Genomic DNA, 25,502 nt, shown 5'->3' with positions numbered 1-25,502 from the left:
CCACTCCTCATACTACCCTACTAGCGGTTAGAAGTTGCTTGGGCTTCCTAAGATTTCGCAGAAAAAAGGAATTAATCTCAGAATCTATTAAAATAATTTTTCTTTGAGAAAATGTTAATATATTTAAGATTATAAAAATCGCACCCAATCCCAGATTAACCTTAATCCTTATGGCCAAACTACTTACGCCTGTAATTATTTGTTTTTTATGCCTGATTGCTCCAATCACGGTTCATGCACAACAGAAATACAGGGTGTTGTACGACTACAATACCGAGGCGACCACCTATCTCGCACTCGACAATACCAATACCGTGATCGACACGCTGATAAAACCACGCCTTAGACGCAACAGCCTGGTCGAGATCAAACTGGTCAATGTAAATCCGTTTGCGGTAGATGTAGTTGCAGAAATTAAGGAAGAAGATTTACAAACCTCAGGCTCCGGTTTTAACTTTACTTCCCTGCTGGGAGGTATCAGCGGGATGGGTGGTGACAATCTGGGGCTTAATGTAAGTCAGTCTTCACTTACCAATTCCAAATTCTTTGATTCGGCCTCGAGGGGCGCCAGTGTGAGCAATGCCTTTACCGAACTCTCAAACAAAATGACCGCTGTACGCGCTCTTGAAAATACGCTGAAGGCCAACTTACTCAATCCCAATCTCGATAAAGAAGCGATTTTACAAAACCTAAAGGCACTCGCACGAGAACAGGCAGATGCACGCCTGAGCGACCCGAACGCTAATTTTTACCTGTACCTTTCTAATCTGGATAAAATTATAAATGCAGACAGGCAGCAGCTTTCTGATGATCTTGACCAAATGGCCAATCAGGTTGAAGCGACCACGGCTTCAGACGCTGCCCTATCACGTGGAGAACTGGTAGAACGAAACAGAGCCATAGGTAACCTCGAAGCTTTAAAGGCTACCTTAAGCAATACGGTAGAACTTACCCATTTGTCTATTGACGAAATACGATCCCTCTACACCCAGCTCGAGGCTGCATCTTTTGAACGCACTTACGATTACCAAATGGACGGTGACGAGGTAAACATCAACCTCAAATTTGTACAAAGCAGTTTTTCTGAAAGTCAGGATACCGATGCCGAAGTTACCACCCTTAAAACACGAAGCCTTAAGTTATTTGCTACGGGAGGATTTAAGATTAACAGCAGCGTGGCTCTTACACTCAATAACTTTGGAGATAAATCAAAGGATTTTTTCATCAGTGACGACGGAGTTATCGGTGCTACAGCAAATGATTACTTCATCCCCAACCTCAGCACCATGATCAATTTTTACCCCGTAATAGGCGATAACTTTAATGTGGGCGGAAGCTTTGGCCTTTCAATTCCTCTGGCTGATGACATCAGTGGGGTCAACTTTTTACTTGGGCCTTCCATTTTCTTAGGCAGCAAAAGCCGGCTTTCGCTATCCGGAGGAATAGCCTACGGCCCCGTTGACCGGTTGACCGACGGTCTCGAACCGGGCCAGACCACCAACCTGAGCAGTCTGGATAATTTCACCAAAAGCGTGTACGATTTTGGTTATTTCTTTGGGATCTCGTTCAGCTTATTTGACATTAACTAATCTCACGCGTATGCTAAGAATACTACTTCTTTCCTTATTCTTCGTTTTTTCGTTTTCGCTTCAGGCTAAAAAAATAGCCCTGATTATTGCCGTTGGCGATTACCCTGCAAGTACGGGCTGGAGCCCTATAAGTTCGGCTAACGATGTGCCCCTCATCAAATCAGCTCTTATCAAACAGGGCTTTACCGAAGAAAACATCAGTATTCTGCTCAACAGTGAGGCCACACGCGCCGGTATCATCAGCGCTCTTGAAAACCTAAATAAAATCCTCGAACCCGGGGATATTGTGGTCATTCACTATTCGGGCCACGGCCAGCAAATTGCAGATGACAATGGCGAAGAGATAGACGATAAAGACGAAGCCCTTGTTCCGTATGATGCTTTTGTACGGCCCAGCTACAATTACAGTGGACAAAATCACATACGAGACGACGAACTCGGGAAACTCATCACCAACTTTAGAAATAAACTGGGCAAAGACGGCCAACTGATGCTGTTGCTAGACAGTTGCCACTCCGGCTCGGCCACACGAGGTGGTAAAGCCCGTGGCGGTGCTCCCACTTTTGCTCCCGAGGGCTGGTCTCCTTCCGAAAATAAAACCAAAAGCGGCAGCGATATGCTCGAAACCGCACAAATCAAACCGGATGCGGCTCCTTTTGTTCTGTTCAGCGGTGCTTCGGCAAACGAACTCAATTATGAATATGAAGGTGTGGGTTCTTTAAGCTATGCCTTCAACAAAGCCATGACCGATTTGGGCTCTGATTTTACCTACCGCCAGTTGTACAATAAAATGGCGGCTACCATGAACGTGATTTCGCCCAACCAAACCCCAACCATTGAGGGTAATCCCGATTACAAGGTTTTTAAAGGAGAATACGTAAAACAGGAACCTTATTATGAGATCCTTTCCCTGCCCCGCCCTGATGTTGTAAAAATTCAGGCCGGAAAATTACAGGGTATCTTTCCCGAAACAACCGTGGCCATTCTTCCCGCCGGGACTACCACCTATGACCCGTCTAAGGTTATTGCTAAGGGAACCGTAAAACTGGCCAGATTTAATGAGGCAAACATTGTTTTAGATAAAGCCCTGCCGGGTACTAATGCCAAGGAATATTGGGTATTTATCGATAACAGGACCTACGGCGATATCAGCCTGCAGGTTTATCTCGATGCCTCAACCAAAAATTCAGGTATTCAGGCTGCTCTTGAAGATTTTTTAAGCGAAAATAATCTGGGCAAGCTGGTTCAGGACTCCCTGGAATCATCGGTAATCATCTCTGAAAATCAGGGTTCATTCCTGCTGAAGGCTACTAACGGCGAGATGACTGTAGACCAGACTGAAGATTCCCGCGGAAGCGCAGCCTTTGATGACCTCAGGCAAAAGCTTTTCAATTATGCGCAGGGTCAGTACTTAAAGGACTTGCAGATGAACAATCCTGAGTATGAATTCAGCTTTAGATTGCTTCCGGTCTCCTATGATGTGGTGATGGAAATTTACGGTGAAAACCTCGATCCCAACGCATATATAGATGCCAACGGCATGTTTAGCGTGGTCCCCGAAGTAGATCATGTAGTGCTCGAAGTTACTAATGAAAGTGATCGCGAGTTGTACTTCAGCATTATTGAAATAAACAGCAGGGGCGAGATTACGCCTTTTATGCCCAATGATCAGTTTAGCCTAAACGACAATGAGCGTAAGTTGGCACCCGGCCAAACCATGGTTTTTAAAGACTATGTGTTCACCTTTGGCCCTCCTTACGAAAAGCTGATGCTCAAAGGCTTTGCAGCTCCCAATCCTATAAACTTTAAAGCTACGGTTCAGAGCCGGGGAGAAAGCAGCCGCGGCAGTACCAATCCTCTGGAATCCTTTCTGGCCAATACCTATACCCAAAGTCGCGGGGGCAATGGCGCCGCGGTAAGCGGCAAACTAGACGGTTTTGCCACCGAATTTATCTATCAAATTGTAGAAGAGCGAAAGTAACCCCTACACTAAAAGTCTCTAAACCCTAAAAATTAAAATATGAAACCCTACACCTACATTCCCGCAATCCTTTTGCTTTTAGTAACAAGCCTTTCCTTTGCACAGGACAGTCTGCAAGGCCCTGCAATTCAATACCCCTTTGGAGAACCCGGTGCCGCGACAAGAGGCGTATTTGGCCCCGATGACCGCAAGGAAGCTCAGGATGCTGTGGGCTATCAGGATTTTGTAAGAGCCACTGCTGTGATGATCAGCAAAGAGAGTTTACTGGGCAATACCGCATATTCCTGGTCTTTACGCCAACGCCTGAGCCAGATGTTTGGTACCGATAAATTTGATGATAACGTAAAGTTTCTCGAGCAGCCGGCACTGGCCAATTGCACCGGTTTTTTAATAGCTCCCGATATTCTGGTAACTGCCGGCCATTGTATTGAAACCCTTGATGATGCCGAGGGATACGTCTGGGTTTTTGATTATACCAGCACTATGAAATTTGATCCCGCCAACGGCGCGCTTAATCTGGATCCTAATGACGTCTATGAGGTGGCAGAAGTACTCAGCGCCAAACTGGATGAATTTACAGACGATGATTATTCGGTTTTAAGACTCAACCGAAAATCAAACAGACGCCCCTATCGCTTTAGAACTGGAGGGGATATCGCCGAAGGTACCGGCATCAACACCATAGGCTCTCCCACAGGTTTGCCTTTAAAGTTTTCGGAGAATGCCGAAGTGGTAGATGCCTCACCGGTGAACTGGTTTAAAAGCGATATCGATTCGTTTCCCGGTAACTCAGGCGGACCCGTTTTTGACGATTACGGCTGGATTGAAGGTATTCTGGTTAGGGGTGCTGTAACCTATTTAAACGGGGATTACAGCGGCGATTATTACTACGATGCCGACTGCGACTGCGTAAAAACAGTAACTTTTGACAGTGCGGTTTATACCGCCGGTTGCCAGGCCCATAAAATCACCAAAATACCGGTCGATCTTATGTATCGCAGCATCTATGACAATATCGTCTATGCCATCGAAAACAATATGGAGGATCGCTTTGACGCGTGGGCGGTTTACAAATGGATTTTCACCAATGCCTACACCCAAAACCGCGGCTTACTGGAAGTTGTTGCACTCAGTAGAAACAACTACAAAATCTATGATAAAATTCTCGACTATACCTTTGAGACTTACACAGACGGCCAGCGCAGACAAATACTGGATTATGCGGTAAACAACAATAACAACACCCTGTATAACTTACTGCTGAAAAGGGATATCTACATAGATGCCGGTGCAGATAAACCCTATACCGCACTGCAGGAGACCATAAGTAAACCCAATCTGGTATGGGCACAAAAATTAATAGACGCCGGGGCTGACACTTCCGTACAGGATGCCGGTAAAAATAACCTGCTGCATCTCGCTGCAGCAACCGGAGATTTAACCGTCATCAATTATGTGCACAACCTAAACCCAAACTGGGTAAAAGAGTCAAACTCCAGAGGAGAATTACCGGAGACTCTTGCCAAAAATAAGGGTAATAAATCAGTCTTTAAATACTTAAAAAAACTGCGTAAAGGCTGAATCAAATCAGACCCTTAAGCCTGTATGCTCACAAATCTGAAATACCTTCTTTTACTTGCGGCCTGTACCTGTTTCGCACAACAGGCAAGCCTGCATACCAATTTTGGCCTGAGTATCTGGGATTACCATCAGGGACCCGTAAGCACGCTCAACGCCCAACAAAACCGACTGGTACTTAACAATTTTATGGAACTCAGCGTATGGGATCTGGAGCATTTTGTGGTGTTGAAAAACATCAGTCTTGAGGGTCGAATCAAAAATGCCTCGGGTTCTGATGCTCAGGATTATCGCATTCAGGGAGCTAGTATCAGTGCGTCAGGTAAGATTCTGGGATACCAGCAAATTATTAATACCGAAGACGAGACCTTGCCCGATGCCTATTACATTCTGGTAGACCTGCAAACCGGAAAGGAAATTCAGCGTGTGGTATTGGAAGAGCCTGTGCGAGCTGCCTATTTTGATTCGGAAAGCCGTATTATCATCAGGAGCTGTATCAACTACTGCGAGCAACTGCGCATTCAGAGTTACGACCTTGAAACCGGAAAACTAAATCCGTATGAGCCAAAGGGCCGTGAAGACCTCATCTATTCCGAAAGTCTGGCAGGTATAGACACAGGCGGCATACGCAAAGAGGTATTTTTAGACCGCGAAGCGCTTTTTCTGGTTGATTATAATTCGCAAAAACGGGTAAACCTCGAGAAGCCTGCAGCCTTTGATCCCAACGAGACCTATGCAACCGACGTTTCATTTGGCCCTTACAATACCCTGATTTTTAAACATACTTCGGCTGTTTCACTGCTCGATGCCAATAGCGGAGCCTTGTTGCTTAACTCGTTTCCGACTGCGGTGCAGGATCATTTTAACCTGAACGGCAACCTCAATCCCGATGCCGCCTACATGCTCTACATGCAGGAGAATGCCGAAAAACAACTCACGCTTTACCTCTACCATTTAAAAACAAAAACGAGTACACCTCTGGGTTTGCTGGATGCCAATGCGCAAACGGTTTACAACACCCTGACGCACCCCTTACTGCAGCAACAGGGTTTTAATCTGGAACGAAGCCTCTTGCAATTGCGTTTTCAACAACGTGCTGCGGCACTACAGGCTAAAAATTATGTATTCGGAGTAAACCGGTCTAAACTGGTGACCGTTTACAACGACGGCAGTCTTCTTATTTTTGATGCTAAAACCGGTAAACAAAGCCGCTTCAATGCTCTGGATACGATCAAACCGGCCTACTCCGGTATTTCGCACCTCGGTTTTTTTGAAGATCTGCTGCTGATGGTCTTTATCACATCTGCAAACCAAATCGAACTCATTTCTTTTGATCTGGAAGAGCTCCAGTTCAGGCAGCGGCTTAGCCTGCCAGAAACCAATGCCTGCGATGCCTTTACCATCATTCCGGAAGAACAAAAAGCGGTCTTACAAATCAATTCGTATGTCGAATCAAACGGCTGGAATTTTGGCTCCAAAGGACGTAAAGATGTGGTCATAGACCTCAACACGTTCAAAGTCTTGCCCGTAAGCCGCTTTGAAGACCAGCTCTACGATGTGCTGTATTACACCAATTCCGGTACCGAAGTCGTGGGCTATAAAGCAAACAGAGGAAGCGCAGTTTATGAAGCGGAAAGCTTTAAGCCGCTGAAAAACTACCCCAATCAGCTCTATTTAAAAGAGGCCGGCAAGGTCTATTTTCTCGAGATCCTTAAAGACAGCATTCAGGAAGAACGGATAACAGATTGCTGGGAATGTGAAGATTTTTTTAAGACCGATACGGTTTCGGTCATACGCCCAACCGGTTTAGCCTTACGCTCCGCGAAAAAATCAGTTAGGCTTGGTCTTTCTGAAGACCTGCTTGCAGATTTGGAAACCCGCAACACCTTTTTTTATGACCTGATTCAGGAAGGGTCCTTGGTTCACTTTCAGCGCAACGGAAACATCCTGTTTACCGTAGATTTAAAAAAAGAAAAACTATCTCAAACTAAAAACCCCAGCCTTCTGCCCCAACTTAAGACGGATACCGGCAGGTTCTATTTGCAGGATATTCAGGAGAATGCAAATACCTTTAGCTTTGAAGGTGAAGAATATACCTATGGGTCGTCAATACGCTATACCTCTTCCCCGGAAGCAAAAGACTACAGGTTTCTCGAAGTAAAAAACGCTTCGCTGTTTTACGATTTTGAATACCTCTCAGACCGCTATATCGCTACCCGCCGCGTAGGCCGGGGTCAGATTTTTTCGATAAATTCTGAAACCGGTTTACCCCAGGTTCTTACTCAGGATCCCGAAATGCAGGATATGTATATGGAAGCCGATTTGACCAAAAACCGGAGCTTCAGCTTTATCAATTTTGAAACCCAAACCGAAAGTTCGCTGATACTCGACGACCGATGGTTCGGCACTCCGCCTCAAAAGCTTTTCTTACGCCTGGGTGATCAGGTATTTTTTAATGACAGCCTTACCCATCACCTCCACCGAATACATTTTGAGGCCTCCCCGGCAAAGATCGAATCCCGAATCACCCCGCTGCAAACCTATCTGAATTTTAAACCCGATGCCTCTGAAAAAACCGACTTTACATACGGGGAAAACGACGGCCTGGTAGTGCTCAAAATTAGGCAAACAGACAGCTTGCAGCCTGCTGTATTGATGCTTCCGGAAGGCGATTTTATCATTGCCTATCCCGACAATTACTTTATGGGTACACGTAATATCTTTAAATACACCTGGTATGCCGAGGGCGAAAAGATTTACCGTCCCGAACAATTTGACCTCCGTTACAACCGGCCCGATATTGTATTAGAACGCCTGGGGTATGCTGACAGTACCACCCTTGGTGCTTATAAAAAACTTTACGAGAACCGCCTGAAAAAAATGGGATTCAACAACAGCTCTCCTGTAAAAACGTTATTACCCGAACTAACTATTTTAAACCGAAGCGCCATTGCCGGGATCAACACAACCGGGAAACTTCAACTCGATCTGAGCGCGGTTGCAAACGGCAGCGCGCTGGCAACCCTGCACGTGTGGATTAATAATGTGCCTATTTATGGTGTTGATGGTATAGCTCTGGCTGAAGCTGAAAAGCAAGGTTTTGCAAAAGAATTGCATATCGATTTAGCCGAAGGTTCAAACACCATTCAGGTGAGTGTGCGCAATACAACAGGTATCGAAAGTACCAGAGAAACCCTAAGTATAGACTGTTTTAAACCTCAAAAAAGCAAAAACCTCTATCTGGTGAGTTTAGGTGTGAGCAGTTTTATCGATTCCGGTTACAACCTGAAATACGCGGCTAAGGATGCCCGTGACATCGTACAGCTGTTTCAGGAAAATCCGGTATTTGATCAGGTTCAGGTGCTTCAGTTTTTAAATGAAGAAGTTACACCGGCCGTGCTTCCTAAACTACGCGACTTTGTAAGTAAGGCCGGACGGGATGATGTGGTGATGGTTTTTCTGGCCAGTCATGGCCTTTTAACTTCCGATTTTGACTATTACCTCGCGGGAAATAAAACCAATTTTGACAATCCCGCTCAGGGTGGGATTTCATACGAAGCCCTGGATGCCGGTCTTGACGGCATTGCCGCACTTTCTAAAATTCTTATTCTCGATGCCTGCCACAGCGGCGAACTCGAACCCGAATTTACCAGCCTGAGCACTGCTGAAAACCCAGATAAAGACGGAGTGGTTAAATCAAGGGGTGCTATTGTGGTGAAGACCAAAGCGTCTAAACTCGAGGAATACGAGCGCCTCAATCTGGATATTTTTACCGACCTCAGACGCGGCTCGGGAGCTTTTGTGCTTTCCTCAGCCGGAGGTGCCGAGTTTGCCTACGAGGGCGATCAATGGAATAATGGTCTGTTTACCTACAGTTTTATAAACGGTATCAAAACCCGCAAAGCCGACCTTAACGCAGACACGGCTATCATGCTAAACGAACTGCAGGAATACGTCTCCCGGGAAGTGAAGCGACTTTCTGAAGGACGACAAACCCCGGCATTCCGCTCTCAAAACATTGCGCTCGATTACCGCCTGTGGTAACCTACCAGACTTTAAAATCGTACTCCAGATTTTCTTTCCGGGAGGTAGGATTCTGCTTGCCGTTTGTGAGTTCAGAAACCCGGTCAAACACATAGCTCTTCAGTTCTGAAACCTGAACGTCACCGTCTTTATTGAGATCACAATTGCCCGATTTAAGTCCCTCAAGCATGGCATAGGTAAACACACCGTTCTGCCAGGCTTCTCCTTCGTAAGCATATTCCAGACCACTTGCCGAACTGATCACCGTGGCACCTGTACCCCTTCTTAAATCGGAAAACAGCAGCTGCATGAGTTCAAACGAATTTTTAAGTCCCAGTTGCTTGCTTTTTGATTTGACCACAATAGAGCCCCGTTTTCCGGTTATACCTTTTGAGTTGCTTAGTTCCTGCTCCGCCAGGGCAGTATCTTCCTGATCTACTTCCCCACTATGACAGGCATCAATGATGAGCAGTTTGTTGAGTGCCGGAATACCATCCAGCAGGTTCTCGAGTCCGTCGTAGGCAAGACCCTTTTGCTGGGGATTTTCAAAATCCATATCGTAGGTGCCCAGATAATAATTCATTTCTGCGTCAAGCACCCCATGTCCCGCAAAAAACACGATCACCACATCGTTGATGCGCGATTGACTCAGGCTGTCTTTGAGTTGGGCTATACCGGCTTTGGTCACCTGCTCATCCGTAAGGTTATACTGATGAGTTTTTCCGTAACCGCCAGTATTTTCAAGGGCATAGGCAATCAAATCCCGCGAATCTTTCGCAGCATACTTCAGGCTGTAACCCGAGTCCTGATAGGTAGAAACGCCTATGCTCACCACATACAAATCAGGCTGTGGTGCAGGAGCTGTAGAATTGATCACAAAGGTTTTCTTTAAACTTTCAACCCCCGAAGTATTCACCACTGCCAACTGTACCTTATTGCTTCCGCCGACCAGATTTAGACTGATGTTTTCTGAAAGACTTCGCGTATTTTGGGCACGAACGCTTCGGCCCTTTGAGCCATAGACGGGCACATCATTAATCCAGACCAGAATACGATCCAGATTGTGGTTTTTATCGGTTGCGCGGATATCAAAACTCAGATTATTGGTAGTTGTGGTGGCCGGTATATCTTTGGTGAGCAGTTCCAAAACCGGAAGCTCAAAGTCACCGGAGAGCCGCTCCTCCATAAAGCCCATTTTAGACAGGCGCTTTTCATAAGCCATCTCATAGCCCTGCTGTAAAAGCGAATCGGTAATTCCCAGATTCACCAGATTTTCAATCGCCTTATCGGGACGGTTATAAAACAGGTCAAACTGCTCAAAGGGGTACACCGCGTCACCCTTTTTAAAGGCCACGGCCTCCCGCGCATCTTTAGAAGCATAGTAAAATCCGTTTTGATCAGAAAGTATAAACTCCCCGTCTTTTAAAAACGTAGCAGAATACAACAAGCTGTAATCGGCTTTACTGTCAAACACATTGATAAGATTATCACCCCCCAGAACCACCAGAAAACGATTGGTAAATTCCATATTGGATATCTGCGAGGCACTGCCTGCAAAGGAATAAACCGTCTTCATCCCCGGTAGGCTAAGGATTTCGACAGCGCCGTTTTCGTAGCCTAAAATCAGGTTTTTACTGTCTTCGGTAAACAGGCCTTTTACGATATTCATATCCTTAACATAGCGGTCGTACACCACCTTACCGGCAATCAGATCTTCAATCTTTAAATGAAAATCTTCCAGATACGCATAATAGCGACCGTCTGCGGCATACGCGTCTAATGCCCCATGATACCGAATACGGTACTCCAGAAAGCCCTTATCTTCCTTGAGGTCTATGCTGTGATCGCCAGATTGTACCGAAAGTTTCCGGGTTTCGGGCGTGTACGTGATTTTGTTAAAAACCAGGAGTGAATCTGCTGTGCGTTTGATGCCCGTTCCGGTTACCTGAAAGCTTCCGGAGGCATCGCGCAGGGCAGACTTCGGCGTCAGGGAAAAGTAGCCCGGCACTGCTTTTAAATCAATAACAGTAAGGGCAGCTTTGGTCTTTAAATCATAGGCGTGCAAAGCATCGGTAGCCGTGTTTTTAAAACTCAGCACACCTCCATCCTCAGAAAGCAGACTGCCACCGGCATCTGTTGCTGCTACCGGCGTGCTAAACAGCAAGGCATCTGCTTCATTTTCGGCCCGGAACACCCGGTAGTCCTTACCATCCCGATAGTAGAACAGATTGCCGTCTTTAGAAAATTTACCGAAATACGGATAGTTATTCCCTTTGAGCTTGCGCATATTAAACTGCCTGAAGTCAAATAAAAACAGGCCGCTTTTGGTATTAAAAGCCATCTGATCGCCGCTGGTATTGAGCTCCACATGGTAAATGTCATTTTCAAAACGATCTATTTGCCACAAGGGCGTTTTGGCCTCTGCATCCCAGGTGAAGAGATTTCCCCAGATATCGGCACTGGCATAGAGTTTATTTACGGGATCGTAATCCAGACTGGAAATCAGGTTTAGATGTTCCTGCTCGGCAAGCATAAATTTCCACGAGTCAGATCCGGATGCCAGATAGGACAGGCTCACATCGCCGGGCACCATACCTACCAGCTCGTTGTTTAACCCGTACACCGCAAGTTTGCCGCGTGTTTCGTAAGCAATGCTGCCCGTAGCAACATCCAAAATCTTCAGCTTGTTGGGACTGTCCATTTCTACGAAAGCCAAACTACTGCCCTGTTCGTTAAAACTCATCAGATCGTTCCAGTAGGTATTGCTTTTATCTGGAGCACTACGCGGATACGCGACGAGTTGCTGAAGCTTCAATTGCTCATCTATCGAAAAAACCTTGATATAGCTGTTGCCGTAAGTCGCGATACGCTTCCCGTCGCGCGATAGGATCAGGTTGATGATTTGCCGGTCTTTTTCCACACCGGGATTCACGTCAAGTGTGGCTACCACAATACCCGAATTGCTGTGAATCATAAGCGGATAATGCCAGCCGTGAACATTAAGCCCTACCACTGTGTTTAAATTGGGAAAGGCCTTAACCTGATGAATGCTGCGGTTGCGGGTATTGAAATCCAGATATTTTTTGGACTCCCCGGTATAGGCATCAAAAAATTCAACCGCATCGCCCGAGGCGACCACGAGAGTCCCACTATCCGGTAAAAAGTCAAGATCGTTAATCGTGTTATTCCGGGTGGCGAATTCACTGATTAAAAAACCGGTTTGCACCTCCCGAACTTTAATAACCGAGCCGTCGTCGCTGGCGAGCAGTTTACCGTCCCGGCTAAAAACCACCTGCCTAATGGCACTGGTATTGGCGCTCTGCACCAGCAGTCTGGGTCTGGGATCAGTGATTTTCTTATAAACCACAGGATTGTAAAAGTTGGCGGTAAGCACCCCGGGACCCGATGCGGTTACATACAGACTATCGTGCAGCTTCAGGTTTTTGACCCAGGCCGAATCCAGATGTATACGGTGTACCAGACGCCCCTTTTCGGCTTCCCAAAAATGCAGGTCTCCGCCTACATCGGCGCTTGCCAGATAAGTGCCTGTTTGATCATAATCCAACCCGTGAATAAAGCCCGAATGCCCTACAATCACATCCTTGTTTTCGATGGGATCGCGTTGGTCCAAAGCTACTTTTACGATGCGCCCCAGGCTGCTCAGTGCCGCTTTGCTTCCGGCTATGCTGATTCCCGTAATTGCATTAGAAAGTGCCGGAGTATAATCCCGTTTCAGCCTAAACGCATCCCCTTGCAACTCATATACAGCAAAATTTCCCGACCGGGTTCCCAGAAGAAGCTGCTTTCCGTCAAAATCAAGGGAGCTCAGCTGCTGATCGCCGGGAATGTCGAGAACCGCCTGTTCCTTTCCGGTTTTGGCATCATAGGCAATAAGCCTGTTAGTTCGCGGAAATGCTGCAAGAACAACCCCTGCCTCCGCATTTAAGCTGATGAATTGCGGCGCGGTTTTTTGATGGTGGGCGAACGCACGACGTTCCTTCTGACTGTCTAAATTCCAGAGTCGTAAAAAGCCGTCAAAAGTACCAAAAGCAACAAGATCCCGGTCGCCGGCAATGCCATTGACCAGCCCGGCCTCTAAACTTTTTTGCGTGGGAGCACCTGCCCCTCCGTCACCCATAAAGAGTAAACTGTCTATCACCACGGCGACCTTACCCGTATCCGGATTGATAAAACTGCCTTTTGACAGGAAGTCTTTAGCATAAAACCTGTTGATCAGATTGCCTTCCAAATCCCGAAGCTCCAAATGCTTCTTGAAATTGAGCGCAAAACCCAACCCCCGTTCAAATTGAAAACCGGCCAGATTGGACTCAAATTCAAAGGTATCCTCCCCGCCCGTATCGTTAAGGAGGCAGATTTTATTAAAAGACTCATACCATACCATCTGATCGGTAAGCATCTGCATCCCGGCATTGAAGGTTTGAAAGGCCTTTTCAGGCTGAATGGTTTCACTGGTTTTTTGGCCCTGATAATTGTAGAAACTCAGCCGCACATCAGACCCGTTTGCAGCTGCCGGGGCCGTTTGCTGTACGGCAAACCGGCCGTCACCCAGTGCAAAATTGTTGACATCAGGTAATTTATAATCGATTTCGGCATTGGGATCGGCCAGGCTAAAAGCCTTTAAAAATCTGCTTCCCCGTGCGAAAAGCAGTTTTCCGTCGGGCGTGAATTCTAAACGGTTTACAGGCGCGTCTAAAGCGGTTTGTCGCGTTACAGCCCGATTGATATCCTTAAAAATCAGGTTTTGATTTTCATAGCTTACAAAACTTTGGTTTTTAAAGGAAAATGCCCGCGCGGCATACAGGTCTGTGCTATAGGAAACGCTCTTCTCGAAGCGGATTAAATCCCAAACCTCGGTTTTATCGGGATAATGAATGAGAAGTTGTTCGCCGTTTTCGTCAAATACCAGTGCCGTTGCGGTATAGCTGTTTCCGCTTATTTGAAAAATAACCGCTGCCGAAAACAGGTCGTAAACCAACACGTTTGTATGGGGATATACCGCCATTGCAACCATACCCGATTTTGCATTGACGGCAAAAGCGCTAAGCCTTTCGATACCCGCAGGTGTGTAGGCAATGTCCTGTTTTTGACTAAAAACACCTGTAGTGGCCAGTAAAAAAAGGCACCAACAACTTATTATTTTGATACATCGCATAGAACCTGTTTTAGAGTTATCGGGCTATTTGCAAAGCCCGTATTCTTCACACAGCAGGGTTTCGAGCTCTTGTTTGGAAAGCCCGGCCAGCAGAGTCTTGTTTAATTGAGATACCTGCGCTTCACGCAGGACGGCGTATTCCGCTTTAGTAATGTGTTTAAAGCTGAAAAAACGCAGGTTGTTCAAATTGGGAAAAGCTTCAGTAGTAACCGCCCATTCGTAGGTTTTTCCTTCCTCAAAAAAGGGATGCTCGTAAAACGCCAGACTGCTGCCGTTGCTTTCCAGTTTTAAGACGGCCTCACCTTCCGCTTCGCGAATAAATAAATAGCCTGAAGCTTCCGGAGCATCCTGCAACCATCGGAATTCCAGACGCGTACCGGCAATATGTGAACGGTCTGCCGGAAACAACATCAGGCTTTCGCCCCTAAAAACACCGCCTATTTGGGTGGCTTTACTGCTGTTTCCCAGCAATTCAGACCAGATGTATTTAAAATAATTAGCCGACAGATTTTTGGGATACCGCTGCGTCCTGCGCTTCAGCAGCATGGCATGGGTGTACAAACCGGGATCGGCCGTGGTATACAGCAAGCCCTCTTTGCTGATTGCGGTAAGACTGGCCTGAGGTTGTAATTCTACCTTTACCCGGGAGGTAAGCAGGCTGCCCTTTTGCACCCGGGTTTTGGCATTGGGTTTTCCCTGCAGTACGATCCCTTCCGTCTGATACACGTACAAACTGTCCTGCGCATGTGCATAGGAAGCCAACAGGCAAATCAGTCCAATAAATAGCTTTTCCATCTGTATTTTTTCCAAATATATCCTTGTAAATAAGCGTAAAAATCAATGCATTCTAAACCTAGAATAACCAAAACCACCGCAGGCAAAACCGCGATATAAATGCCCCGGTCCATCAGGATCAGAGCCAGATAGAGCAAGAGTACGGGAATCAGCAGTTGCAGGATTTTAATGCTCAGGTCAAATACCACATCGCTTTTTTTATGGATGCGCATTCCCGCCAAAATGGCCAGAAAACAAAACAAAACTGCGATACCCAGCGACAGTGCCTTTGGTGCTTTATAAAATCCTTTACCTGTTTTAAGGTTCTGCAAAATCGTGGCGTGAATGTAAACACCGAAGGTATCGGGGACGCTTCGGCCGGTGAAATTAGGATTGAGCGGGGTAAAATGCCGGTCTTCAATATCGTAGGGATTTCCGGTAGGGGTCCCGGCATAGCCCAGCAAAACCACCGCGTCAGTTAAAACCTGAAGGTCTTCACGCGCGATTACCTCTTCGATAGTCAGGGTTAAAAAAGAAGCCGAACCTCCCGAATACCGGATGGGGATTTCGGTATCGTAATGTTGCTTTAATGCAGATTCATTCAGGTATCCCGCTTCAACAGCCAGCTTCCCGGCAAAAGAGGGCCGGGTGACCGAAGCCTCTTTTAAAACTCCGCTAAACTCGCGTACGACTCGCGATTTTCCGTCGAGATTGAAATTGATAAAACCGCCTTGCTCGCTGTCGAGTTCAAAAAAAGGATGAGACTCCTTCAAACTACCATCCTCCAGATACACGGCATGTACCAGATTTTGGGTCTCTGCCAGAGCCAATCGCAACTGTTCATCGGGAAAATCGGCCTTGCGCTCTTTAAAAATGAGATCTACACCTATCGCTTTGGGTTTAAATGGATTGATTTTTTGAAGCGCCTGCGCGATGGCAAAGCGATCGGCCTGCCCCACATTGACCACGATGATTTCAGGATCTGCCTGCTTGCTGTAGAAATTTTTAGAAAAATACAGATCGGTAAACTCAAAATCCTCAAAAGCTCTTGAAAAGGGATCGAGTATCGAAATATTCAGGACCAAAACATACAGCAACCCGCTAACGATGCAGGTAAACAGGGTACACAGCAACGCGTCGATAACCAGAACCTTGGGGAATGTTTTTTTCACTTTAATCCTTACCTAAGATTTTTTGAATGGTGCTTGAGCCGTTTTTAATAATGGCATTTTTATTGTCTGAAAGAATACTGGGCAATTGATTGATGTATTTGCTTTTACCGCCTTCATACTCCTGAAGCTGCACATTGACCTGCACTACCCCGTATTTGCCAAAATCGGCATCTTCAGCCAGATACGGGATGTCGTAATACCAGGGTGACAGAATGGGTGTTTCAATTTGATTTTCGGTGCCATACTTCAGGTTTCTTAAATCGTATTCCTGCTCAATCAATACAGCTTCCATCGGGGTGTTATCGGTACTGCGCCACTGTCCGGTTATAGAAACCGAAAGCCGTGCGTTCAGATTTTCATCTTCGTAGATCTTGGTACGAGAAAACAAAATGCGCAGTTCGTTAAAACTCAGCCGGGAAACGCCCGGGTTTTCCGGGTCGCTCTCAATAGCGATAACGGCTTCAAAATTGAGCAGATCTTCTTTACTGTCCTGCACCCTGATGACATCATTCATCGTCATTGCTCCCGCAGCACCCCGTGATTTGGGCATCGTCTGCAGATCGGTTTCTATATAACCTTTAAGCCGTTGCTCATCTGCTTTGGTCTCCGGAGCCGCGTATTTTTTGATACGGATCTCCGAATAGGTTTTCTCTACCGCTCCCAGATCGGTATTGTAATAGTCGTTGACAGACAGGGATTGCGAGTAACTGCTGGTAAGGGATTTCGCCGTCTTTTCGGCCAGATAATCGGCTCCAAAAAACAGGCCTTGCAGGGCGACTTCCACCAGTCCACCGCGGCTTGTGGGTTTACGCAGTTCAACAACAAATTCTTCCTGCCCTTTTATAGCAGCGCGTTTATGAACGCCGCAGGAATTTAGTAAGACCAAAAGAACAATCAGTAGGGTAGTTTTTGCCATAGGGATTTATATACGTTATCAAAATGTTAAAATACATGATTTTGGCCAAATACCGAATCCCTAACCGCAATCTAATTTCCTCAAAACAGGCTTTTTGTATGCCTTAGACCCTTGCAAACAAGCGCTTCTGAGATTAAAACGCGTGTAACAGCCGTCAAACCCGGTCTGTATTTACAAGTTTAGATATCCTACTGCTGCGTTTTACGTTTGAGAATGTATAATTTCACAAAATCGTACAGCCCGCTGTTTGTAACCGGACAAATGAAAAATTATATGCACAATCTGTTTTCAAAACTTCGTAAATCGGTCTTTCTGCTGCTTCTGGCCTTTTGGTGTATAAAGCCGCTTCAGGCGCAGGAAGAAACCACGAGCATTGCGTTTCTGGCCGATGTACACCTGCAGGATGTGTTTGGTAAACTTTCAGAAACCGATTTTCAGGGACCGCTTTTACCGGGTACGACAGATCACTTCCTGATGCGTACTATGGAAGCGCAATTGCACTCTACACGCCTGTTTAACGAAAATTACTTTGCCTTTACCGCCGCCCTTGAAGACCTTGCCGCACGCGGTATACATTGGGTGGCGCTTCCGGGTGATTATACAGACGATGGGCAGCCGTTAAATCTTAAAGGCTTATACCGCCTGCTCCGAACGTTTGAAACCCAATACGACCTGCGGTTTTTTATCACCACGGGAAACCACGATCCCGCTGTTCCTTTTGCGACCCCTGCGGGTAAAACCGATTTTCTGGGTGAAAACGGCAAGCCTCAACCTGTTTTCAGTGAGGAAGGCATGTACACACCCAAAGCAGATGAGCATCCGGTGATCGTGAGCCCCGATATAGCCAAAATGGGCTATTCGGGTGTTCTTGATGCACTGGGAAGTTTTGGCTTTATGCCGCGACCGGAATATGCCTACTGGGCTACCCCTTTTAGCACATATACACCAATGGAATACACCTACACTAAAGCTTTACAGGCTGCAAACCTCAAAGAGCGTCAATACCCCGTAACTCCAGACACCCTCCTGCCCGATCTGAGTTATGTGGTTGAACTGAACAAAGACATCTGGTTGTTGGCTCTGGACGGCGATGTGTTTGTACCTGACGGAAAAGGAGGTTTTGAAGGCGCAGGAACCGGCTACAACCGGGTTTTGAGTCATAAAAAGCACCTGATTGCCTGGGTTGAAAAACTCAGTAAACAGGCCGATGCGCTGGGTAAAAAACTCATCGCGTTCAGTCATTTCCCAATGATTGATTTTAACGATGATGCTTCAGGCCAAATCGAAGCCCTGATGGGAGCAAATAAGTTTCAGTTGTACCGGGTACCCGATGAGGCAGTAGCCGAAGCCTTTGCCGATGCCGGACTAAAAATACACGTTGGGGGACATATGCATATCAACGATACCGGAAGACGAACCACCCCAGCCGGAAACACACTGATCAACATTCAGACTCCTTCTCCTGCGGCTTATTTTCCCGCTTACAAAATTTTGCATATTGGCGAAACAGGCGTTGAAGTGGAAACTGTAAAGCTGAATAAGGTTACCGGTTTTAAAACCCTCTTTCCGCTCTATAAAACCGAATACCGGCATCTTAAACAAATCCGGAATTCCGAAGTGTGGAATCCCGCCATTTTAGAGGTATCCGATTATAACGCATACACGGCCTGGCATTTACGCGAACTCATTCGCCTGCGCTTTCTGCCCGGGGACTTTCCCCAAACCCTGCGCAATTTCCTGCCCGAAATGAGCTTAGAGCATCTGCTCCTGCTCGCATACCAGACTCAGGAGGAGCCCGAAACTTATCTCAAACGCTTGCAAAACCAGCCCGGCTTTGCCAAAAAAGAATGGAAACGCCTCCAACCCCAACGCAACACTCCACTGAAGCGAAGCATCTTAAAGAAGCTTAGCGGCGCAGACCTTATCTACGATTTTTACCGTCTGCGAGGTGGTGACGACCTGGCCAAACCGTACATCACGGCAAACCAGTTGGCGTTGTACGAACACCTGTATAAAAGCTTTAGCGAAAACCGCGATAAGTATCCAAATTCTGAACTCGGCCAACAGCTTCAACTCCTGATGCACATCCTTCACCGTTTTCACAACGGGCAGCCTTCAGATCATTTTAAAATAGATTGGGAAACGGGGAAGCTGGAACGGTTATAAGAAGGAATTTTCCGTTTTCCGTTTTCGGTTTTCGGTTTTCGGTTTTCGGTTTTCGGTTTTCGGTTTTCGGTTTTCTTAAGCTGTAAAAATGTTTAATCGTTGAACTGTGTAATCGCTTATTTATAAATACTTTACACGTATATTCCTCATTCTTTATTCTTTATTCTTTGTTCTTTGTTCTTTGTTCTAAATCAAAACTCATCACTCCTCATTCTACACCCTGCCAACTGCCTACTGCGACTGCTTACTGATCTTGTATTTCTAATTTCGTATTTATTTTTTCAGGGCGTTCCCTTCGGGCAGGCTTTTCGTTTCAATCTTTTAAACACCTGTTGTGTTTAAAAGGATTTCAACTACAATCCCTAACGCGGATTTGATTCAAAGTTGAAGGTTTAAAATTCAAGGTCTGGTCTTAAATCTCATATTTCAGATCTGAGTTTAGTGCAAAAAAAAAAGTCCGCATCATAAACTGATGCGGACTTTAAAACAAGGCGGCGACCTACTCTCCCACGAGATGCAGTACCATCGGCGCTAACGGGCTTAACTACTCTGTTCGGAATGGTAAGAGGTGAGCCCCGTCGCTATAACCACCTTAAATCTTTAGCCCCCTAGCCCCCAAAGGGGGAACTAGCTTCTCCTCCGATTTATTTCTCTCCCCTAAAGGGGGAGACGGAGGGGGCTATAATATTGTTGACATATTGGTAAATTATAAAAATAATAGAAGAACAAACAGAACCATACATACTCTATAAGAGTTGCACACTCCCCCGCAACTTAGAGTTGCTCCCCTCCTTATGGGAGGGGTTGGGGGAGGGCTGTACATAAGCTTACGGGTTATTAGTACCACTCGGCTATGACATTACTGCCTTTACACCTATGGCCTATCAACGTGGTAGTCTCCCACGGCCCTTTAAAGAAATCTCATCTTGTGGTGGGTTTCGCGCTTATATGCTTTCAGCGCTTATCCCTTCCCGACATAGCTACCCAGCAGTGCCCCTGGCGGGACAACTGGTGCACCAGCGGTCGGTCCAACCCGGTCCTCTCGTACTAGGGTCAGATCCACTCAAATTTCTAGCGCCCACTATAGATAGAGACCGAACTGTCTCACGACGTTCTGAACCCAGCTCGCGTGCCACTTTAATGGGCGAACAGCCCAACCCTTGGGACCTTCTCCAGCCCCAGGATGTGACGAGCCGACATCGAGGTGCCAAACCCCCCCGTCGATATGAGCTCTTGGGGGAGATCAGCCTGTTATCCCCGGCGTACCTTTTATCCTTTGAGCGATGGCCCTTCCATGCGGAACCACCGGATCACTATGCTCTACTTTCGTACCTGATCGACCTGTATGTCTCTCAGTCAAGCTCCCTTATGCCATTGCACGCTACACACGATTGCCAACCGTGTTGAGGGAACCTTTAGAAGCCTCCGTTACTCTTTTGGAGGCGACCACCCCAGTCAAACTACCCACCAAGCACTGTCCCCATCGCTGGGTTAGGCTTCAAACAAGTAAAGGGTGGTATTTCAACAATGACTCCACCACGCCTGGCGACGCAGCTTCAAAGTCTCCCACCTATCCTACACATCACTTGTCCAAAGTCAATACTAAGCTATAGTAAAGGTGCACGGGGTCTTTTCGTCCCATAGCGGGTAATCGGCATCTTCACCGATACTACAATTTCACCGAGCTCATGGCCGAGACAGTGTCCAGATCGTTGCACCATTCGTGCAGGTCGGAACTTACCCGACAAGGAATTTCGCTACCTTAGGACCGTTATAGTTACGGCCGCCGTTTACCGGGGCTTCAATTCAATGCTTCGCTAAAAGCTAACATCTCCTCTTAACCTTCCGGCACCGGGCAGGTGTCAGGCCCTATACTTCATCTTTCGATTTCGCAGAGCCCTGTGTTTTTGATAAACAGTCGCCTGGACCTCTTCACTGCGGCCCCACCGAAGTGGGGCGACCCTTCTCCCGAAGTTACGGGTCGATTTTGCCTAGTTCCTTAGCCATGAATCTCTCGAGCACCTTAGAATCCTCATCCCAACCACCTGTGTCGGTTTACGGTACGGGCTGCTTCACTCGCTTTTCTTGGAAGGATCTCCTCTGGATTATCACCGTGGCCGTAGCCGTAGTGTACTATCACAACCTTAACAGTTGCTTCAACGTGCTATTCCGTCAGCACGCACCAAACTTAATCCTCCGTCACTTTTAACGTGAGCAGGTACAGAAATATTAATCTGTTGTCCATCCACTACCCCTTTCGGGTTCGCGTTAGGTCCCGACTGACCCCCGGCTGATTAGCATGGCCGGGGAAACCTTGGTCTTTCGGTGTGCGGGTTTCTCGCCCGCATTATCGTTACTTATGCCTACATTTTCTTTTGTAACCAATCCAACATACCTCACAGTACATCTTCAACTTTGTTACAATGCTCCCCTACCCATCTTAAAGATGCCATAGCTTCGGTAGTATGTTTATGCCCGATTATTATCCATGCCGGACCGCTCGACTAGTGAGCTGTTACGCACTCTTTAAATGAATGGCTGCTTCCAAGCCAACATCCTAGCTGTCTGGGCAGTCCAACCGCGTTTTTTCAACTTAACATACATTTGGGGACCTTAGCTGATGGTCTGGGTTCTTTCCCTCTCGGACATGGACCTTAGCACCCATGCCCTCACTGCTGATCAACATTTTATAGCATTCGGAGTTTGTCAGGAATTGGTAGGCGGTGAAGCCCCCGCATCCAATCAGTAGCTCTACCTCTATAAAACTATAAATCAACGCTGCACCTAAATGCATTTCGGGGAGTACGAGCTATTTCCGAGTTTGATTGGCCTTTCACCCCTACCCTCAGGTCATCCCAAGACTTTTCAACGTCAACGGGTTCGGTCCTCCACTATGTGTTACCACAGCTTCAACCTGCCCAAGGGTAGATCACACGGTTTCGCGTCTACTCAACCTAACTAAACGCCCTATTCAGACTCGCTTTCGCTACGGATCCGATGCTGAACATCTTAACCTTGCTAGATAAAGTAACTCGTAGGCTCATTATGCAAAAGGCACGCCGTCACCCCAATGGGGCTCCGACCGCTTGTAAGCGTATGGTTTCAGGGTCTATTTCACTCCCTTGTTCAGGGTTCTTTTCACCTTTCCCTCACGGTACTGGTTCACTATCGGTCTCTCAGGAGTATTTAGCCTTAGCGGATGGTCCCGCCAGATTCATACAGGGTTTCACGTGCCCCGCACTACTCAGGATACCACTATCTATTACGCTCTTTACCTATACCGGGCTATCACCGTCTATGGCCACGCTTTCCAACGTGTTCTAATTCATCGCGCATAAAATGTTGTGGTCCTACAACCCCGGTCCTGCCGTAACAGAACCGGTTTGGGCTAATCCGAGTTCGCTCGCCGCTACTATCGGAATCACTTTTGTTTTCTCTTCCTCCGGGTACTTAGATGTTTCAGTTCCCCGGGTTTGCCTCCTTGCGGATACTATACCTTCAGTATAGTGGGTTGCCCCATTCGGATATCTGCGGATCAATTTGTATGTGCCAATCCCCGCAGCTTTTCGCAGCTTATCACGTCCTTCTTCGCCTCTGAGAGCCTAGGCATTCCCCATACGCCCTTATTTAGCTTATTGTACTTCTTGCTCTTATAAGGACTATAGTATTGCTACTAAGCCTTTTATTATTGTATTCTAATGAGTTCTATCTATAATATATAATTAACTATCGCTAGCTAACTAAAAATTTGTTTCTCTCGTATTCTTATTATTTCCCAATATGTCAATGAACGTTCTGCCCCCTAGCCCCCAAAGGGGGAACTAAGCTTTAAACCCTCCCCCTTCGGGGGTCGGGGGGCTTTTGTGGAGAATATCGGAGTCGAACCGATGACCTCCTGCGTGCAAGGCAGGCGCTCTAGCCAGCTGAGCTAATCCCCCATTTCTTATAGCCGGCAGTTTCAGTATTCAGTACACAGTCTATGATTACTGCTAACTGTTGCTGCTTACTGCAAACTGGGTTACCCAACTTCTAAAATTTCCTTCAATCTGTGTGTATGAACTTCCTCTAAAACCAAAGTCTGTGACTTTAATCTTAAAGATATCCGCCTGCGCGGATATACTTCGTACCTTCGGTACTCAGTAGTCTCAGGCAGACTCGAACTGCCGACCTCTACATTATCAGTGTAGCGCTCTAACCAGCTGAGCTATGAGACTGTCCTATTGATCAATTGAATGATCCCGATTTGTATCGGGACCATCAACTGAAAAATATCTTGAATTGACAACTAAAACCAAAACGAGTCCTTTCCTTATAGTCGTGTCTTTGTCTGCTAAGCAGCAAAGCTCTAGAAAGGAGGTGTTCCAGCCGCACCTTCCGGTACGGCTACCTTGTTACGACTTAGCCCCAGTTACCGGTCTTACCCTAGGCCGCTCCTTGCGGTGACGGACTTCAGGTACCCCCAGCTTCCATGGCTTGACGGGCGGTGTGTACAAGGCCCGGGAACGTATTCACCGCATCATGGCTGATATGCGATTACTAGCGATTCCAGCTTCACGGGGTCGAGTTGCAGACCCCGATCCGAACTGTGATAGGTTTTATAGATTCGCTCCCCCTTGCGAGGTGGCTGCTCTCTGTACCTACCATTGTAGCACGTGTGTGGCCCAGGACGTAAGGGCCGTGATGATTTGACGTCATCCCCACCTTCCTCACAGTTTGCACTGGCAGTCTGGCTAGAGTTCCCGACTTGACTCGCTGGCAACTAACCACAGGGGTTGCGCTCGTTATAGGACTTAACCTGACACCTCACGGCACGAGCTGACGACAACCATGCAGCACCTTGTAATCTGTCCGAAGAAAAAGGTGTTTCCACCCCTGTCAGACTACATTTAAGCCCTGGTAAGGTTCCTCGCGTATCATCGAATTAAACCACATGCTCCACCGCTTGTGCGGGCCCCCGTCAATTCCTTTGAGTTTCATTCTTGCGAACGTACTCCCCAGGTGGGTTACTTATCACTTTCGCTTGGCCACCCAGCTCTCAATTGAGCCGGACAGCTAGTAACCATCGTTTACGGCGTGGACTACCAGGGTATCTAATCCTGTTCGCTCCCCACGCTTTCGTCCATCAGTGTCAATATATTGTTAGTAACCTGCCTTCGCAATCGGTATTCTATGTAATATCTATGCATTTCACCGCTACACTACATATTCTAGTTACTTCACAACAATTCAAGACTAACAGTATCAATGGCAATTCTACAGTTAAGCTGCAGACTTTCACCACTGACTTATTAGTCCACCTACGGACCCTTTAAACCCAATGATTCCGGATAACGCTTGCACCCTCCGTATTACCGCGGCTGCTGGCACGGAGTTAGCCGGTGCTTATTCTTACGGTACCGTCATCGTGCTATACATAACACTTATTCTTCCCGTATAAAAGCAGTTTACAACCCATAGGGCCGTCTTCCTGCACGCGGCATGGCTGGATCAGGCTTTCGCCCATTGTCCAATATTCCTCACTGCTGCCTCCCGTAGGAGTCTGGTCCGTGTCTCAGTACCAGTGTGGGGGATCTCCCTCTCAGGACCCCTACCTATCGTTGCCTAGGTGTGCCGTTACCACACCTACTAGCTAATAGGACGCATGCTCATCTTGTACCGTAACCTTTACTATATAAATGATGCCATCAATATAGACTATGGAGGATTAATCCAAGTTTCCCTGGGCTATACTCCAGTACAAGGCAGATTGCATACGCGTTACGCACCCGTGCGCCACTCGTCAGCAGAAAAGCAAGCTTTTCCCTGTTACCGTTCGACTTGCATGTGTTAGGCCTGCCGCTAGCGTTCATCCTGAGCCAGGATCAAACTCTTCATCGTAGTGTCTTATATAATATCCCACGATATAAGGAAATTTAATCACCTTCTTATCTCTAAGAAAGCTCAAAATGGTCGTTCTAGTTTTAATTCAATCCCGATATAAAATCGGGACGCGTTGTCAATTCAATATGTCAAATAACTTTTCTCCTAATATCTCAAGAAGAAATTTTCTTGCTAAGTGTTAGGGAATCGAACCCCATTTCTAAATCACCAAATCACTCTATTTCATTGTGCGTTGCTCTCTGCGAAAGCG

Annotated in this window: 9 protein-coding genes, 2 tRNA genes and 3 rRNA genes; 5 read left to right on the top strand and 9 right to left on the bottom strand. The window is 46.8% G+C overall.

All coding sequences use genetic code 11. From position 1 onward, the window contains the following. Window positions 1-170 precede the first annotated feature (170 nt). Genes ACSSS3_RS15065 through ACSSS3_RS15050 form a run of 4 tightly spaced genes read left to right on the top strand, consistent with a single transcriptional unit; the run spans window position 171 to window position 9,192 of the window. Complete coding sequence (locus ACSSS3_RS15065; protein ID WP_228231744.1) at window positions 171-1,589, top strand: hypothetical protein; 1,419 nt, start codon at window positions 171-173, stop codon at window positions 1,587-1,589. A gap of 10 nt (window positions 1,590-1,599) precedes the next feature. Beyond that, complete coding sequence (locus tag ACSSS3_RS15060) at window positions 1,600-3,570, top strand: caspase family protein (RefSeq protein WP_442845321.1); 1,971 nt, start codon at window positions 1,600-1,602, stop codon at window positions 3,568-3,570. 39 nt (window positions 3,571-3,609) lie between these two features. Beyond that, window positions 3,610-5,151, top strand: coding sequence for a trypsin-like peptidase domain-containing protein (locus ACSSS3_RS15055; protein ID WP_442845320.1), 1,542 nt, complete (start codon window positions 3,610-3,612; stop codon window positions 5,149-5,151). A 24-nt stretch (window positions 5,152-5,175) separates the two neighbouring features. Next, a complete protein-coding gene (locus tag ACSSS3_RS15050) occupies window positions 5,176-9,192 on the top strand; it encodes a caspase family protein (protein ID WP_442845319.1) in 4,017 nt (1,338 codons plus the stop codon). Window position 9,193: 1 nt separating this feature from the next. Here the strand turns inward: ACSSS3_RS15050 and ACSSS3_RS15045 are convergent, their stop codons facing one another. The 4 genes from ACSSS3_RS15045 to ACSSS3_RS15030 are packed head-to-tail and all read right to left on the bottom strand — an operon-like array spanning window position 9,194 to window position 17,206. Continuing rightward, entirely contained in the window at window positions 9,194-14,344 is a 5,151-nt protein-coding gene (locus ACSSS3_RS15045) for a caspase family protein (protein ID WP_442845318.1), read from the bottom strand. Window positions 14,345-14,368: 24 nt separating this feature from the next. Further along, a complete protein-coding gene (locus ACSSS3_RS15040; protein WP_442845317.1) occupies window positions 14,369-15,139 on the bottom strand; it encodes a hypothetical protein in 771 nt (256 codons plus the stop codon). Continuing rightward, the gene (locus ACSSS3_RS15035; protein ID WP_442845316.1) at window positions 15,115-16,290 is read right to left on the bottom strand and encodes a CHASE2 domain-containing protein; all 1,176 of its coding nucleotides are present in this window, start codon (window positions 16,288-16,290) and stop codon (window positions 15,115-15,117) included. Before ACSSS3_RS15035 ends, ACSSS3_RS15040 begins: the two co-directional genes overlap by 25 nt. Before the next feature lies 1 nt (window position 16,291). After that, a complete protein-coding gene (locus tag ACSSS3_RS15030; RefSeq protein ID WP_228231737.1) occupies window positions 16,292-17,206 on the bottom strand; it encodes a hypothetical protein in 915 nt (304 codons plus the stop codon). Between the two features lie 261 nt (window positions 17,207-17,467). Between ACSSS3_RS15030 and ACSSS3_RS15025 the strand changes: the two genes are divergently transcribed. Further along, on the top strand, window positions 17,468-19,372 hold the full coding sequence (locus ACSSS3_RS15025; protein ID WP_442845315.1) for a metallophosphoesterase family protein: 1,905 nt from the start codon (window positions 17,468-17,470) through the stop codon (window positions 19,370-19,372). Window positions 19,373-19,858: 486 nt separating this feature from the next. On the opposite strand, the gene rrf is transcribed toward ACSSS3_RS15025, so the two are convergent. The 5 genes from rrf to ACSSS3_RS15000 form a co-directional block, all read right to left on the bottom strand. After that, a 5S ribosomal RNA gene (gene rrf / locus ACSSS3_RS15020) occupies window positions 19,859-19,967 on the bottom strand. A gap of 223 nt (window positions 19,968-20,190) precedes the next feature. Continuing rightward, window positions 20,191-23,009 (bottom strand): 23S ribosomal RNA (locus ACSSS3_RS15015). 227 nt (window positions 23,010-23,236) lie between these two features. Beyond that, window positions 23,237-23,310: transfer RNA gene (locus ACSSS3_RS15010), tRNA-Ala, on the bottom strand. Between the two features lie 202 nt (window positions 23,311-23,512). Next, window positions 23,513-23,586, bottom strand: a tRNA-Ile gene (locus ACSSS3_RS15005). A gap of 135 nt (window positions 23,587-23,721) precedes the next feature. Then, window positions 23,722-25,249, bottom strand: a 16S ribosomal RNA gene (locus ACSSS3_RS15000). Together the 16S, 23S and 5S rRNA genes with 2 tRNA genes alongside form the textbook arrangement of a ribosomal RNA operon. Window positions 25,250-25,502: the final 253 nt, after the last annotated feature.

This window comes from Leeuwenhoekiella sp. H156, assembly GCF_052218455.1.
Taxonomy (GTDB): domain Bacteria; phylum Bacteroidota; class Bacteroidia; order Flavobacteriales; family Flavobacteriaceae; genus Leeuwenhoekiella; species Leeuwenhoekiella parthenopeia.
This window is presented reverse-complemented; position numbering and strand designations above follow the sequence as displayed.